Source organism: Aliihoeflea sp., assembly GCF_052435475.1.
GTDB lineage: Bacteria > Pseudomonadota > Alphaproteobacteria > Rhizobiales > Rhizobiaceae > Aliihoeflea.
Window position 1 is genome coordinate 132064 of sequence record NZ_JBQVMV010000005.1, and the last position, 14345, is coordinate 146408.

General features: G+C 66.1%; 13 protein-coding genes. All 13 read right to left on the reverse strand.

Annotated features, from left to right (window positions below; genetic code table 11):
- Positions 1 to 5: 5 nt before the first annotated feature.
- The 13 genes from ACT6QU_RS08900 to ACT6QU_RS08960 all read right to left on the reverse strand — a co-directional run bounded on the left by ACT6QU_RS08900 (position 6) and on the right by ACT6QU_RS08960 (position 14254).
- On the reverse strand, positions 6 to 1709 hold the full coding sequence (locus tag ACT6QU_RS08900) for an ABC transporter permease (protein WP_444565135.1): 1704 nt from the start codon (positions 1707 to 1709) through the stop codon (positions 6 to 8).
- Entirely contained in the window at positions 1706 to 2929 is a 1224-nt protein-coding gene (locus ACT6QU_RS08905) for an ABC transporter substrate-binding protein (RefSeq protein ID WP_444565136.1), read from the reverse strand. Before ACT6QU_RS08905 ends, ACT6QU_RS08900 begins: the two co-directional genes overlap by 4 nt.
- 113 nt (positions 2930 to 3042) lie before the next feature.
- Positions 3043 to 3186, reverse strand: coding sequence for a hypothetical protein (locus ACT6QU_RS08910; protein ID WP_444565137.1), 144 nt, complete (start codon positions 3184 to 3186; stop codon positions 3043 to 3045).
- Positions 3187 to 3310: 124 nt separating this feature from the next.
- A complete protein-coding gene (bfr, locus tag ACT6QU_RS08915; protein WP_444565138.1) occupies positions 3311 to 3796 on the reverse strand; it encodes a bacterioferritin in 486 nt (161 codons plus the stop codon).
- Complete coding sequence (locus ACT6QU_RS08920) at positions 3762 to 4073, reverse strand: (2Fe-2S)-binding protein (RefSeq protein ID WP_444565139.1); 312 nt, start codon at positions 4071 to 4073, stop codon at positions 3762 to 3764. Before ACT6QU_RS08920 ends, bfr begins: the two co-directional genes overlap by 35 nt.
- 210 nt (positions 4074 to 4283) lie before the next feature.
- Entirely contained in the window at positions 4284 to 4454 is a 171-nt protein-coding gene (locus ACT6QU_RS08925; RefSeq protein ID WP_173401403.1) for a hypothetical protein, read from the reverse strand.
- Between the two features lie 108 nt (positions 4455 to 4562).
- Positions 4563 to 5867, reverse strand: a complete 1305-nt coding sequence (locus ACT6QU_RS08930) for a PQQ-dependent sugar dehydrogenase (RefSeq protein WP_444565140.1) — start codon at positions 5865 to 5867, stop codon at positions 4563 to 4565.
- Positions 5868 to 5991: 124 nt separating this feature from the next.
- Positions 5992 to 7953 carry a Fe(3+)-hydroxamate ABC transporter permease FhuB gene (gene fhuB / locus ACT6QU_RS08935; RefSeq protein ID WP_444565141.1) on the reverse strand — a complete coding sequence of 654 codons (1962 nt, stop codon included), beginning with the start codon at positions 7951 to 7953 and terminating at the stop codon, positions 5992 to 5994.
- Positions 7950 to 8852: an iron-siderophore ABC transporter substrate-binding protein gene (locus ACT6QU_RS08940; RefSeq protein ID WP_444565142.1), complete on the reverse strand. Its 903-nt coding sequence runs from the start codon at positions 8850 to 8852 to the stop codon at positions 7950 to 7952. The genes fhuB and ACT6QU_RS08940 overlap by 4 nt, the downstream gene beginning before the upstream one ends.
- A 10-nt stretch (positions 8853 to 8862) precedes the next feature.
- Complete coding sequence (locus ACT6QU_RS08945) at positions 8863 to 9630, reverse strand: ABC transporter ATP-binding protein (RefSeq protein WP_444565143.1); 768 nt, start codon at positions 9628 to 9630, stop codon at positions 8863 to 8865.
- On the reverse strand, positions 9623 to 10378 hold the full coding sequence (locus ACT6QU_RS08950) for a siderophore ferric iron reductase (RefSeq protein WP_444565144.1): 756 nt from the start codon (positions 10376 to 10378) through the stop codon (positions 9623 to 9625). The genes ACT6QU_RS08945 and ACT6QU_RS08950 overlap by 8 nt, the downstream gene beginning before the upstream one ends.
- 8 nt (positions 10379 to 10386) lie before the next feature.
- Positions 10387 to 12444, reverse strand: coding sequence for a TonB-dependent siderophore receptor (locus ACT6QU_RS08955; RefSeq protein ID WP_444565145.1), 2058 nt, complete (start codon positions 12442 to 12444; stop codon positions 10387 to 10389).
- Between the two features lie 172 nt (positions 12445 to 12616).
- Positions 12617 to 14254 carry an HAL/PAL/TAL family ammonia-lyase gene (locus ACT6QU_RS08960; RefSeq protein ID WP_444565146.1) on the reverse strand — a complete coding sequence of 546 codons (1638 nt, stop codon included), beginning with the start codon at positions 14252 to 14254 and terminating at the stop codon, positions 12617 to 12619.
- Between the last annotated feature and the right edge of the window lie 91 nt (positions 14255 to 14345).

Consider the following 14345-nt stretch of genomic DNA (forward strand, 5'->3'; position numbering starts at 1 on the left):
TCATCTCATTGCATGGCGCGGCGGTTGCGAAATAGCAGGGCCGGCAGGCCGATCGCAATGGCAAAGCCGATGGCGGGTAGCAGCATTTGCAGGAAGGCGTAGATGCCGATCGTGCGCCGCGCGCCGCCCGAGGCGAGCGCGACGGCTTCGGTGGTGATGGTCGGCAGGCGCCCGGCACCGATCAGGAGCGTCGGCAGATATTGCCCGACCGAGACGGCGAAGCCGACGGCCGCGGCGGTGAGGAGCGAGCGCGCGAGCATCGGCAGTCGGATGGCGAAAAGCGTGCGCCAGCGACGCTTGCCTAGGCCCGCGGCGATGGCCTCGTAGCGTCGGTCGAATGCGCGCCATGGATCGGAAAGCGAGAGGAAGACATAGGGCAGCACGAAGATCAGATGCGCCAGGACGAGTCCGGGGAAACTGGCGACGAAACCGAGCGACAGAAACAGGAACTGCAGCCCGAACAGAAAGGCGACCTGCGGCACGATCAGCGGCAGGTAGATGAAGGTGAGCGCCTTGCGACCGCCGGTTCGACCCGTGTCCCGCTCGCGCAGGAGGCAAAGGAGGGTGAGCGCGATGGCGACGAAGGTCGACAGGGCGGCGGCGGCAAGCGTGGTTCCAAGCGGCCTCGACACGCGCGGCAGCGCCTCCATCCAAGGCTTGAGCATGAAGGTCGAGGGCAGGGGCTGCGGAAACGGCCAGAGGCCCGCGACGGACCAGAGCCCGAGCGCGACGAGGCCGGCGAGGACGGTCGCGCCCGACGCCGTCATCAGCCCGAGCGCGCCGTGACGAAGGCCGGCATCGTGGCGCATGCGGGTGCCGCGGGCGACCAGCGCCTCGCGCAGACGGGCAAAGAGGCGCTCGGCGAGGACCCAGAGCGCCAGCGCGGCGGCGACGACGGCGAGTTGCAGCAGGGCGCCCGCGGAGGCGACGAAGCGCATCGACAGGTTCGGATCGTTCATCCAGCCGACCAGCCGCACGGCAAGCGTCGCCGGCGTGCTGGGACCGAGGATGATGGCAACGTCGACGACCGATGCCGCGAAGGCGATGACCGCGAAGACGGCGAGCCGGATCTGACGGTAGATGGCGGGCCAGGCGAGATAGAGGAAGCCGGCGATGCGGCCATAACCGAGCGCGGCGGCGAGCGCGCGGGTCTCGGTGAGGCGCACCTGCGGCAAAGCGGCGAGGGTGACGAGGAGGAGGAATGGCACTTCCTTGACGACGAGGCCGGCGATCAGGGCCAGTCCGGCAGGGTCGTTGAGGACGAGAAGGTCGGGCGGGCGCGTCCAGCCGGTGAGGCCGGGCGAGACGAGGCGGGCGAGAAGGCCGGAGGGAGCGATCAGGAAGGCGAAGCCGAAGGCGGCAGCGGCATGCGGCACCGACAGGAGCGGTGAGATCATCGACTGGACGCGGGCGAACGAGCGCGTTCCGGCCCATCCGGCGATGAAGAGCATGACGATGAGAAGCGACAGGCCGGCGGAGGCGAGGCCGGTGGTGAGGCTGAGCGCGGCGGAGCGGGCGATGCCGGGCATGGCGAGGAGTGCGGCGAAGGCGTCGGTGCCGAACGCCGTTCCGCCGAGCGCCGGCAGATAGCCGAAGGCGGGCAGGACAGTGCCGGCGAGACCTGCGAGAATCGGCCCGGCGAGGATCGCCAGCGTCAGCGGCGGACCGATCCGCGCAAGGCGCGCGAGACCGTCACGCCGCTTGATCAATTGGCGACGCCGTAGCGCCGGCGCCACTCATCCTCGAGCCGGTCCATCCAGCTTGGATGCGGCTCGTCGAGGGCGGGGCCGAGTTCGTCCGGCGCAAGCGTCGCAATGCCGAGATCGAGCGCATCGAAGCGGGCGCGGTCCTCCGCATCGAGCTTGTCGAGCGCCAGCACGGTCGGGTCGCCCCACACGGAAGGGTCCTGCTTGCGTGCCTGAGCCTCGGGCGAAATCAGGAAATCGGCCGTGACGAGCGCAGCTTCCTTTGCCGACGAATTATAAGGGATCGACACGAAATGAGTGTTGGCGAGCGTGCCGCCGGGAAAGGTGAAGGAGCGCACGGTGTCGGGCAGTTCGCCATTTGCGATGGCGGACGAGGCTTCGGCCGGGTTGAAGGCGAAGATGATGTCGACCTCGTTATCGGCGAGAAGCTGCTTCATGGCTGGATAGTTCTGCGGATAGGCGCGGCCCTGCCGCCACATCAGCGGGTGCAGTTCGTCGAGATATTCGAAAACCGGGGCCGTGTCGTCATCGAAGCTCGCCTCGTCGACCGGGTCGAGGAGCACGGACCGATCCGCGACCTTTTCCGACAGGACCTGCTTGACGAAGGACGAGCCGATGAAGTCCGGCGGCTGCGGATAGGAGAAGCGGCCGGGGTTCTCGCGCGCCCATTGAAGCAGCTCGTCGGCCGATTGCGGCACCGTATCGGCCGGGGTGTTGGCCTCGTCGTGGAAGAAAACGAGCTTCGCCATGCCCCATGGGCTTTCCAGTCCTTCGACGGGGACGGTGAAATCGGTGCGGATCGTCGACTGGGTCTCGAAATCGACGAAGCGCCAATTGGGAAGCTCCTCCGCCCAGCCGGGCGAAAAAAGGAGCGACTGTTTTTTCATGGCGGCGAAATTCTCGCCGTTTATCCAGATCAGATCGATCGTGCCACCTTGGTCGCGGCCCGCCGCCTTTTCGGCGACGACCGACGCGACCGCGTTGGCGGTGTCGTCGAGCTTTACATGGACGAGGTCGATGCCGTAGCGCGTGTCGAGTTCGTCGGCGGCCCATTCGATATAGGCGTTGATGTTGGGCGAGCCGCCCCAGGCGTTGAAATAGACGCTCTGCCCGCGCGCCGCCGCGACGACAGCGTCCCAATCCTTGGGGTCCGGATCGGCGGAAGCGGGCGTGGCGACGATTGCCGCGGCGAGGCTCGCCGCTGCGAAAATCTTCTTGATCACCGGGCACTCCCATCATCGGCCAGGTTTCGATTGCGAGCGATTGAGCATGACGTCCCGGCGAGCGTCAACGCACGAAGCCGGCCGATTTTCTCACCTTGGCGTGAAACGCGCGATCAGTTGTCGGGCTGGTAGGCCCACCAGATCGACCAGATGACAGCGGCGAGCGCGGCTGCAAGGCCGAACCACTGAAAGAGGTTGAGCGTCCCGAGATAATCGAGAACGAAATGAACATACGAAATGGTGCGAGCCCCCGCCAATGCACTTTGACTTGACTGTCAAATGAGCGCGGGGCGTAGCCTGAACCGACCCAAACCGACTATAAACAATGACAAGGGGCGGCCCGATTGGACCGCCCCTTGTCAGAATAGTTTCGGGCCGTCTCTATTCGGCGTCGTTGGCCGGCTCGGCATTGAGCTGGCCGTATTTCTCGTCGCCGAGCTTTTCGAGCAGTTCGATCTGGGTTTCGAGGAAGTCGATGTGACCTTCCTCGTCCGTGAGCAGTTCCTCGAACAGCTTCATGGTGACGTAGTCGCCCATCTCCTGGCAGATCTCGCGCGACTTCTTGTAGGAAGTGCGGGCGTCGTATTCGCCGGCGAGGTCGGCCTCGAGCACTTCCTTGACGTTCTGGCCGATGCGCAGGGCGCCGACCTTCTGGAGGTTCGGATGGCCCTCGAGGAAGATGATGCGCTCGATGATCCTGTCGGCGTGGTGCATTTCCTCGATGGATTCGGCACGCTCCTTTTTGGCGAGCTTGCCGTAGCCCCAGTCGTCGAGGAGGCGGTAGTGCAGCCAGTACTGGTTTACCGCGCCGAGTTCCAGAAAGAGGGCTTCGTTAAGCCGCTCGATGATCCTTGGTTCGCCCTTCATGGCTCATGCTCCCGAATTGATCGCGCAGACCGCGCACGCGGTCCAGATATGTAACGACCTCGTCGCCGCTGTCTACCGATCGGCGATGATATTCCTCGGTGACACGGATGATCGTCTCGACGACGTTGGGGAAGCATCCGCAGCAGCGACCGCGCTGCTGGAGCGAGTGATAGACCTTGGCAGGAACGATGAGCTGCCACGGATCGGCATCCAGAAGCGAGCCGATGGCCGCCTCGATCTCCTTGAGCGTGATGATGTTGCAGCTACAGACAAGCATTGCGAACACGACCCTGACTAGTGACCGGCTTGTCCGGACCGGGAGGTGCGCAAGCATCCGCGACTGAAAAACGGGATGCCGGAACGCTCCACCCGGGTTCAAGGCCCGGACTTCGCCACGCGGCCATGAACCGGCCGCTTCGCTTTACAAAAGCATTCACCCGCCGCTTGTCAATGCAAACCTGACTGAAATCATCAAGTTGGAATCGTTCTAAGGACGGTCGTCGGTCTCGTCGCGATACTGCTCATGCGTTCCGCGAACCTGCGCGTCGCGCTCGGACCGCGTTAGCCGACGCCGGGTCAAGAGCGCATAGGCGATGGCGGCGGCCAGGACGATCGGGGCGAGGACGGTGACGAAGGACCATTCGAAGGATTCAAACATGGTTCGGCTCCTTGTTCAAAGAGATCAACGTCCGGTCGCATTGGCCGTTCCGCAAAAGAAAGGGCGGCGCAAAAGCGCCGCCCGTCAATTCGTCGTGTCCGACGATGGTCAATCCTGTGCGCGTGCAAGGCGCAGGATGGTCGACGAACCGCCGTCACGGTCTTCCGTCACCGCATAGACGGCACCGTCGGGACCGACGCGGACGTCGCGGATGCGTGCATCGAGTGCGATGCGTTCTTCCGAAGCGACCATGTCGCCATCCATCCGAAGAACGATCAGCCCCTGGGAAACGAGCCCGCCGATCAGGAAGGCGCCTTCCCATTCGGGAAATTCCTCACCCTCGTAGTAGTCCATGCCCGAGGGAGCGGGCGAGGGGTCCCAGTAATAGACGGGCTGTTCCATGCCATCCATCTGGGTGATGCCTTCACCGATTTCCTGACCGCCATAGGCAATGCCGTAGGTGATCGTGGGCCAGCCATAGTTGAGGCCGGCTTCGGGCCTGTTGAGCTCGTCACCACCGCGCGGGCCGTGCTCGACAGTCCAAAGCCGTCCTTCGCCGTCCAGCGTGGCCGACTGGATGTTGCGGTGCCCGTACGAAAAGATCTCGGGCTGCGCGCCGTCTTCGTCGATGAAGGGATTGCCCTCGAAGGGTTCGCCTTCCAGCGTCACGCGGAACACTTTTCCAAGTCCGCTTCCCAGGTCCTGCGCCTGGTCGCGTATCGGCTCGTCGGAACGCTCGCCGACGGCGATGAAGAGCGCATTGTCGGTGTCGATTTCGAGGCGCGAGCCGAAATGCTTGTCGCCGTCATAGCTCGGCATCTGCTGGAAGATGACTTCGACATCCTCGAGCGCTCCGCCATTCTCTTCATCGGCGACGAGCGTGGCCGAGGCGACGGAGGTGCCGTTGCCGTCGTCGCGCGGCTCGGCGAAGGAGAAGAAGATGCGGTTGGATTCTTCGAAGTCGGGCGCCAGGATGACGTCGAGCAGGCCACCCTGTCCGGCGGCCGCAACTTCGGGCACGCCTGAGATTTCGGGCCCGACCTCGCCTTCGGGCGTGACGATGTGCATCGCGCCGTCCTTGGCGCTGACGAGCATGCGCCCGTCCGGCAGGAATTCCATCGCCCAGAGATGCGGCAGGTCCTCGGCGACCGTCTGGACGTCGATCTGCGGCATTTCGGCAGGCTGGTCGGCGCGGGTCTGCTCGGGGAAGGCGGGCTCCTGATCCGGCGCGTTCGGGGCGGCGGTTTCGACCGGACCCGTTCCGGCAGCTTCGTCGCCCTCAGCCGGCGCGGTACCCTCGACCTGCTCCGTGCCGGTGTCGCCATTGGCATCGTCCTGCGCAAAGGCTGGGCCGGCAATCAGGCCGACGGCCAGAACGGTCGAGGCGAGAAGGCGGGTTGTGATATCGGACATGGATGATGGCTCCCTTTTCATGTGTTCGAAAGCCGCGATTCGAAACCGCAGCGTCGGGATGCCAACGACCTGTGGCCGTGTGCGTTGCATGCGCGAAATCACAGTTGATTTATCTGACGGACCGTCAGGTCCGGGGGCGGCGTGCCAGAAGCAGGACGAAGTAACTTCCGCCGATGATCGCCGCGATCGTGCCGGCCGGAAGCTGCGCCGGATAGAGCAGCGAGCGGCCGAGCCAGTCGGAAACGGTCAAAAGCGACATGCCGATGAGCGCGGCCGCGAAGAGCTGGTCGGCCGCGCGCCGGGCGCCCAGAAGCGAGGCCAGATGCGGCGAGATCAGGCCGACGAAGGCGATCGGCCCCATGACCGAGGTGACGGCGGCGGTGATCGTCGCGGAAAAGACCAGCATGCCGAGCCGGGCGAGCGGGACGGACAGGCCGCGAGAACCGGCCAGTGTGTCGCCGGCGATGACGAGCGTCAGCGGGCGGCGGGCGAGAAGCCCGATCGCCAGGAAGCCGGCTGCGCCGAGCACTAGAAGCAGCGCCTCGTCCGCCTGGACGCGATAGGTCGAGCCCGACATCCAGCCGACGATGGCGAAGGCCTCCTCGCCGCCGCGCGCGAGCACGAACTGGACGATGGCGTCGAGAAGGGCGGCGAGCGAGATGCCGGCGAGCGCCATGATGCCGGGCGCATAGTCCGTTCGCCGTCCGAATAGGATGAGGATCGCGAGCACGGCCGCGCTGCCGAGAACGGCGATGCCTGCGCTGGCATCGTGGATCGAGCCGCCGACGAGGATCGAGCTGGCGACGAGCGCGAGCGAGGCGCCGGACGTCATGCCCATGATGTCGGGGCTGGCGAGCGGGTTGCGAATGAGGCGCTGGAGGACGACGCCGGCGATGGCCATGGCGACGCCGGCGGCGGCGGCGGCGGCGATGCGCGGCCAGCGAAGCGCGAAGACGAGTTCGCTCGGCCATTCGACCCGCCAGCCCTCGCCAGTCACGGCGACGGCGAAGGAACTTGCGACGAGTGCGGCGGCGAGGAGCGCGAGGAGGCCGAGCGCGGGCATGGGCATGCGCTCGCGCCCTTTCGGCAGGAAGAAGCGCAGATGGTCGCGCGCCTTCATCTGCCGCGCGGCGAGCCAGATCAGTGCAGGCGCACCGACGAGGGCGGCGGTGGCGCCGCTCGGGATCATGTCGGCGGTGAAGTTGGAGCCGTATAGCGCGATGACGTCGGTGCCGACCATCAGTGCCGCGCCGAGCGCGATGCTGGAAAGGAGCCGGTCGAGCGTGGAACGCGCGCCGGCCATTCGCGCGATGTTGGGGGCGATGAGGCCGACAAAGCCGATGACGCCGACGATGGCGACGACATTTGCCGTCAGCCAGAGCGCGACGAGGAGAGCCAGTCCGAGAACCTGCAGGATCGGCACGCCCCGTGCCGATGCGCCCTGCTCGCCGAGCCGCAGGAGTGTCAGCGGGCGGGAGAGGAGCAGCGCGAAGGGCAGCGCCACGAGAAGGCGCGGCCAGAGCCACGAGACGCCCTGCCAGTCGATCTGGGTGAGGTCGCCCGCGCCCCAGACGAAGAGGTGGCGGACGTAGAACTCGTTCATGATGATGAGCATGACCGCGACGGCCGAGAGGAGCAGGTTCAGCGCCATGCCGGCGAGTACGATCGGCAGGCCGCCGATGCCCTGCCGCCCGGCGATGGCGAGCACCAGCGCCATGGTGGCCGATGCGCCCGCGAGCGCGAACCATTCGCCATAGGCGGCGGCAAGGCCTGGCACGAAGACGGTCGCGGCATAAAGCCCGACGCGGGCGCCGGCCGAGACGCCAAGCGTCATCGGCGAGGCGAGCCGGTTCTGCGTCGCCTCCTGCATGATGGCGCCGGAAAGCCCGAGCGCGGCGCCGGCCAGAAGTGCCATGGCAAGGCGCGGCAGGACGGAGTGGTAGAAGCGGACTTCCTCGAAAAGATCGGGAGCGACACTGGTCGCGAGCGCCCATTTCTGCGCGAGCGGCAGCGGGCTCGAGACACCGAGATGGATCAGCGTGGCGGCGACGAGCGCGGCCAGGCAAAGGGCGATGCGGCTCGTCATGGATCGATGGTCAGCAGCGCTTCGGTGAAGGCCTCGGCGAGGTAGCCGATGGAGAAGGCGCCGCCGAAGGTCCAGCTCGGCCGGACGCCGGCGAAACGGTGCCCGCGCACGAAGGGCATCGCCTGCCAGAGCGGCGAGGGGAAGAGCTGGTCGGCCGCCCGGAAGGGCTCGATGTTCAAGATTATGCCCTCTTCGACCGGACCGAGCTGCTCGACGCGCTTCTGCACGAAGCCCCATGTCGTCGCGGGTTGCGGGAAGGCCGGTTCGAGACCGAGAGCGAGAAGCGCGGCCTGCGACGTCGAGTTGCCGCCATGGACCCGCACCCGCGCCTGGTCCATCAGGCTGATCGCGGTGACCTTCGGCAGGTCGCCGCCGAAATGGCGCTCGACCGTGCCGCGCAGGGCGGCGAGATGCGCGTCCAGCCCGGCGAGGCGCTCGCGGGCGAGGTCCTCGCGGTCGAAGAGGCGGGCAAGTTCGAGATAGCTGGTGCGGGTCGCCTCGGCATTGTCGTGCTCGAGGCTGAAAAGCGTGAAATGGATCACCGGGGCGATGCGCTTCAAGACCGGGGCTAGTTCGGCCTGGTCGTCGGAGATCACGATGAGATCGGGCTTCAGTTCGGCGATGCGCTCGACATTGGGCTCGTCGCGGCGGCCGACATTCTCGACCCCGGGCTCGAGCGCGGGCTGGACGACCCAGAGGCCGTAGCCGTCGGGGTCGGCGACCGCGAGGAGCGGGACGTCGAGCTCGACCAACTGTTCGACGACGGCCCAGGAAAGCGCGATGACGCGCTGCGGGATTTCGGCGAAGGTCTGGGTGCCGCGGCTGTCGGTGATCGTGGTCTGGGCGAAGGCGGGCGTCGCCATGACGAGAAGAGCCGCGAGGACGGCGCGGCGGAACATGACTCGCATATCAGGCCACGATCGCGATCGGATGGGCGTCGTCGGGATGCGGCAGGAGGCGGATGTCGATGCCGTAGAGTTCGCTCAGGAGCCCGCCCGACATGAGTTCGGCCGGAGGGCCGTCGAAGGCGATGCGGCCGTCCTTGAGCGCGATGACCCGGTCGGAGAATCGCGCTGCGAGGTTGACGTCGTGGAGGACGACGACGACGCCGCGCCCGGCCGAACGGTTCAGCCCGCGCAGGAGTGACATGACGCCGTATTGGTGGACGAGATCGAGCGCGGAGGTGGGCTCGTCGAGAAGCAGAAGCGGCGATTGCTGCGCGATCAGCATCGCGATCCAGGCCCGCTGGCGCTCGCCGCCGGAAAGCTGGTCGACCATGCGCGAGGCGTAGGAGGTCAGGTCGGTTGCGGCCAGAGCGTCCTCGACGGCCCGGCGGTCTTCGTCCTTCCAGATGCCGAGCGCGCCCCGCCAGGCGTAGCGGCCGAGCCCGACGAGTTCGCGCACGTCGAGGCCGGGCACATCGGCAAGCTGCTGCGGCAGGAAGGCGAGGCGGCGCGCGAGGTCGCGCTGCGAGATTCCGTGAAGATCGGCGCCGTCGAGGATCAGCCGGCCGGAGCTCGGCTTCTGCTGTCGCGCCATCAGGCTCATCAGCGTCGACTTGCCCGAGCCGTTATGGCCGATGATGGCGGTGAAGGCGCTGCCGGAGAGGGAGAGTTCGGGCACGGACAGGACCGTGCGCGCGCCGTGACGCATCTCGATGTCGGTGAGATCAAGCATGGGCGCTCCAATAGGCCTGCATCCGCTCCATGCGAAGCGCGCGGGGCTGTTTGGGACAGGATTGGCAAAGCGCGCCGGACTCGCACAGATAGTGAAGGCAGCACTGCTTGCGGTCGAGGACGGGATGGAGCGCGCCGCTCTCCAGCCGCACGTCGGCAAGCGCGCTCATGCCCGAAAGGCCGGCGGCGTCGAGCCAGCGATCGGCATGGGCGCAGACGTCGAGATGCGGCTCGTGCGCGTGGAGATGGACAAGCGTGCCGAGGATGCGGTCGGCCAGAAGCCGGAAGGCGATCTTCTCCTTGACCGGCGAAATGGCGCAGAGTTCGGCGTAGAGATGGTCGGCGATGGCGCGGATGCGGACTGCGGTCAGCTCGATCATCCCGGCAAGGTCGGTGCGCAGGCTCTCGCCCGGGGCCAAGCGAAAACCGTAGACCCCGCCATCGGCGACGCACTGGCCCATGCGGTCGATAGGCAGCGCGATGTTCTGGCCGTGCACGGCCATGATGCCGGCCATGGCGGGCTGCCAGACCAGCATCGACCAGCTCCGCACCGCATGGTAGGCGCGGCCGGCGGGCGCATAGGCCGAGGCGATCTCGCCGTGGAGGCGCGCGACGACACTGCCGTCATCGCCCGCGCCGAGCCAGCCCGAAGGCGTTTCGGAAAATTCGGCGTCGATGCCCGGCATGGCCGTCCGGACCGCGTCGATGAACGCGGTCTCGGCTTCAGCCCTGTCGAGCGCGACGCCCATGCCCGCCCCTAGAACTTCGAGGTGAGCTTGAGGGCGACGGTGCGGCGCTCGCCGTAGAAGCAGTCGCCGCGCGCGAGGCAGGTGGTGACGTGCTTCTTGTCGAACAGGTTGCGCGCGTTGAGCGTGACGTCCCAGTTTTCGGCCTCGAAGCCGATCATGGCGTCGGCCAGGACATAGTCGGGCGTTTCGATCGTGTCGACGCCATCATAGCTGGTGCCGACATAGCGCACGCCCGCGCCGGCCTTGAAGCCTTCCCATTCGCCGCCGGGACGCCAGGTGCCCCATGCGCTCGCCTGATGCGTCGGGACGCTGGCGAGGCGGAAGCCGGCCGAGGTCTCGGTGTCGAGATAGGAATAGCCGGCGAGAAGTTCGAACTCCGAATTGATCAGCGTCTGCGCCTCGAGCTCGAAGCCCCTGATCGTCACGTCGCCAAGCTGCGCCTGGAAGCCCGGATTCGTGGGATCTCCGACGAGACGGCCGTTCTCTTCGATATGGAAGACGGAAGCGGTGAAGATCGAAGGCGTGCCCACCGGCTGATACTTGATGCCGGCCTCGACCTGCTTGCCCCTGAGAGGACGGAAGGGTGTGCCCGAGACGTCGGTTCCGGCGGTCGGCAGGAAGGATTCGGAATAGCTGACATAAGGCGAAATGCCGTTGTCGAAGGCGTAGAGCAGGCCGACATCCTTCGACAGGACATTGTCGGTGTCGCCGGCCCCGTCGCGCGCGATGTCGTAGCGCAGGCCGCCCGAGACGAACCAATTGTCGAGGCGCACCTGATCGCTGACGTAGAAGCCGGTCTGGCGCGTGTTGGTGACGGTGCGCGGCGACAGGCCCGGAATGACGGGAATGTTGCCGTAGACGGGCTCGTAGAGATCGATCGGAGACGCCGCGCCGTAATAGCTTGCCGTGCCGAGATTGACATATTGCTGGTCGACGCCGAAGGCGATCTTGTGCTCCAGCGCGCCGGTGAACGTGTTGGCGTTGAAGCGCACGTCGCCGGTGAAGGCCTGCACGTCCGAATCCGCCACATAGACGACGCGGTCGATCGTACGCCCGTCCGGATTGATGGTCGGCGGGAAGGCCGGATACATCGAGCGATAGTCGGCATTGCTGTCCGAATAGCGCGCGCGGGCGCTCATCGACCAGACCTCGTTGAAGCGGTGGTCGAAGATCGCGGTGACGGCCGTCTGCTCGGTGTCGTAGCGGTCGAAGCCGGGTTCGGACAGGAACACGCTATCGTCGATCTGGCCGTTCGGCGCCGGGAAGATGGTGCCCTGCCACGGCAGGAACTGCGTCGAGGTTCCGGATTCGTTGCGCTGCGCGTTGAGGAGAACCGTCAGGCTGGTGTCGTCGCTCGGCGCCCAGGTGAAGGACGGAGCGAAGAGGTAGGAATTGTCGTCGACATAGTCGACCTGCGTGTCGCTATCGCGGAAGGCGCCGACGAAGCGGTAGAGGAACTCCCCATTCGCATCGAGCGCGCCGGTCATGTCGACCCCGACCTGCTTGCGGTTGTGCGTGCCGTATTCGACGAAGGCCTCGCGGCTCGTCTCCGCCTTGGGCATCTTGCTCGTCAAATTGACGATGCCGCCGATGGAACTCTGGCCGTAAAGCGTGGAGGCTGGACCCTTGACGATGTCGACGCGCTCCAGCGCGTAAGGGTGCGGGCGGACATTGTTGTAGAAGCCGAAAATCTCCTGCAGCCCGTCGCGATACTGGACCGGCGAGACGCCGCGCACATAGGCCCAGTCGCCGCGCGTGTCATAGCCGAATGTCGCGCCGAAGACGCCGGGCGTATACATCAGCGCGTCCTGGACGGACTGCATGCCCTGGTCGGCAATGCGCTGTTCGGTGATGACGTTGACCGAGCGCGGCGTCTCGATGATCGGGGTGCCGGTCTTCGTCGCGGACGACGAGTCCTGCGCGATCGTGGCGCCCTTCGGACCGCCGCTCTGCTGGGCATCGCCGCCTTCGACGACGAGCGTTTCGAGAACCGTCGTGTCCTGCGCCTGCGCGCCCGACCCCAATACCAATGCCGCACTCGCGGCCGCGATCAAACGCGCCTTCATCCCGTCCCCCGGAAAAATACACTCGAGCAAAAAATTCGCCGCGTGCCTTGCCGGGTGGCTGGGTAGGACGATCAATCACGTCCAGCTATAATTGTTGACTGTTGGTGTCAACTTTGAATGAGCAGGCTTGCGCAGTCATTCTGCATTCGTGTCCGCGCGGTAACATGGTCTCTCAGAGATCGGCCCAGCCGGCGCGGACGTCGCCCACCGCGCGCATGGTCGCGCCGCCGGTGGCGATGTCGGCCAGGATGCCCTCGACCTTGGGCTGGATGAAGCCGTCGAGATCGTCCCAGTGAAGCGGGCGAGCCGGATCGGGCGCGCCGCCCGCCGCCCGCCGCGCCGCCTCGTAAAGCGGTCTGGTCGCCTCGGACAGGATCGTGCGCGCGTCATAGCTGTCGGCAACGAGCTTGGCGCGAAGCTCCACGGCCTGCACGCCGATCATCAGTGCGGCCGCCAGATAGTGCTCCAGCACGTCGATGGTCTCGCGGGCGAGGTTGGCAGAGTTCATCGCCTGGCTGTTGACGTTCTGGTTGAACTGCTCGGCATGGGTCGGGAAGCGGTCGACGATGGACTGGCCGTAGAAGCTCATCAGCGGCATCATCGAATTGCCGCCGATCTGCAGCGACTTCAGCCCGACATTGATGCCGGCTTCCATGTTTCCGACGAGAGAGGGATTGAGGCCGTAGGAGAATTCCGGCGTCATCAAAAGCGCGATCTGCGCGTCGATATGCTTGGCGATGAGGCCGACATGGTAGCGCAGACCGTCCATGGCGACGCCGGTATATTGGGCGAGGAAATTGCCGGTGTGGAAGATTTCGGCGGTGTCGGGGTTGATCAGCGGGTTGTCGTTGGCGCAGTTCGCTTCGGTCTCGATCTGGCGCGCGGCGGTCGCGATGCCATCGACGACCGGGCCGAGATATTGCGGCAGGCAGCGCAGCGAATAGCGATCCTGGATCAACTTGCCCATGCGGTGGCTGCGCCCGCCCGCCGCTTCCGAGCGGATGACCTTCGAGCCGGCGACCAGACGGCCCATCTGCTGCGCCACCCAGACCTGGCCGGGATGCGGCTTCATCGCGTGGATGAACGGATCGAAGCTCTGGTCGGTCGACAGCATCGCCTGTGCATAAAGCGCGTGGATGCCGAGCGCGAGCGAGGCGAGATCGAGCGAGCGCGCCGTGGCGTTGGCCGCGACGCCGGTGCAGGCGCCGGTGCCGTTGTTGAGCGCCAGTCCCTCCTTCGGCTGGAGGGTGAGCGGCTCGAGGCCGATGCGGGAAAGCGCCGAATGGGCGTCGAGCGTCTCGCCACCGATGTCGACGAGAAAGGCGGGGTCGAGGCCGATCACCGCGCCGCCGATATAGGAGAGCGGCACGAGGTCGCCCGACGCGCCGATGGAGCCGCGCTGGTGGACATGTGGATGCGCGCCGGCGTTGAGAAAGGCGATGTAGCGCTCGATGATCTCGCGGCGCACGCCCGACGCGCCCTTCACGAAGGAGTTGGCGCGCAGCAGCATCGCGGCGCGAACGTCCTCGGCAGGAAGGCGCGGGCCGGTCGTGCTCTTATGCTGCCAGACGGCGATGCGCTGAACGTCTGCCAAAAGATCGGGGCCGACATACTGGTCGGCCATGCCCCCGAAGAGCGTCGTGACGCCATAGATCTGCTCGCCCCGCTCGACACCGCCGGCGATGACTTGGCGCGATTTCTCGATGCGGGCGAGGATCGCGGGATCGTCGGTCAGTACCACTTTGGCGCCGAGCGCAACGGCGCGGATGTCCGTAAGGGTCAGGTCCTGTCCATTGATGATGACGGTCATTGCCGGCTCCTCCTGTTTGCAGCAGGATAGGACGGCCGAAAGTGCATTTCCTGTTTCGTTGCTGTGTATATGGCAAGGTGCGGGTCAGAAA

What these genes read in the sequence shown, in the direction of transcription:
- ACT6QU_RS08955 (WP_444565145.1), bottom strand. Translation starts at nt 12,444, where the DNA reads ATGAAGGCGCGTTTGATCGCGGCCGCGAGTGCGGCATTGGTATTGGGG.
- ACT6QU_RS08960 (WP_444565146.1), bottom strand. Translation starts at nt 14,254, where the DNA reads ATGACCGTCATCATCAATGGACAGGACCTGACCCTTACGGACATCCGC.
- ACT6QU_RS08920 (WP_444565139.1), bottom strand. Translation starts at nt 4,073, where the DNA reads ATGCTTGTCTGTAGCTGCAACATCATCACGCTCAAGGAGATCGAGGCG.
- bfr (WP_444565138.1), bottom strand. Translation starts at nt 3,796, where the DNA reads ATGAAGGGCGAACCAAGGATCATCGAGCGGCTTAACGAAGCCCTCTTT.
- ACT6QU_RS08930 (WP_444565140.1), bottom strand. Translation starts at nt 5,867, where the DNA reads ATGTCCGATATCACAACCCGCCTTCTCGCCTCGACCGTTCTGGCCGTC.
- ACT6QU_RS08945 (WP_444565143.1), bottom strand. Translation starts at nt 9,630, where the DNA reads ATGCTTGATCTCACCGACATCGAGATGCGTCACGGCGCGCGCACGGTC.
- ACT6QU_RS08950 (WP_444565144.1), bottom strand. Translation starts at nt 10,378, where the DNA reads ATGGGCGTCGCGCTCGACAGGGCTGAAGCCGAGACCGCGTTCATCGAC.
- ACT6QU_RS08925 (WP_173401403.1), bottom strand. Translation starts at nt 4,454, where the DNA reads ATGTTTGAATCCTTCGAATGGTCCTTCGTCACCGTCCTCGCCCCGATC.
- fhuB (WP_444565141.1), bottom strand. Translation starts at nt 7,953, where the DNA reads ATGACGAGCCGCATCGCCCTTTGCCTGGCCGCGCTCGTCGCCGCCACG.
- ACT6QU_RS08940 (WP_444565142.1), bottom strand. Translation starts at nt 8,852, where the DNA reads ATGTTCCGCCGCGCCGTCCTCGCGGCTCTTCTCGTCATGGCGACGCCC.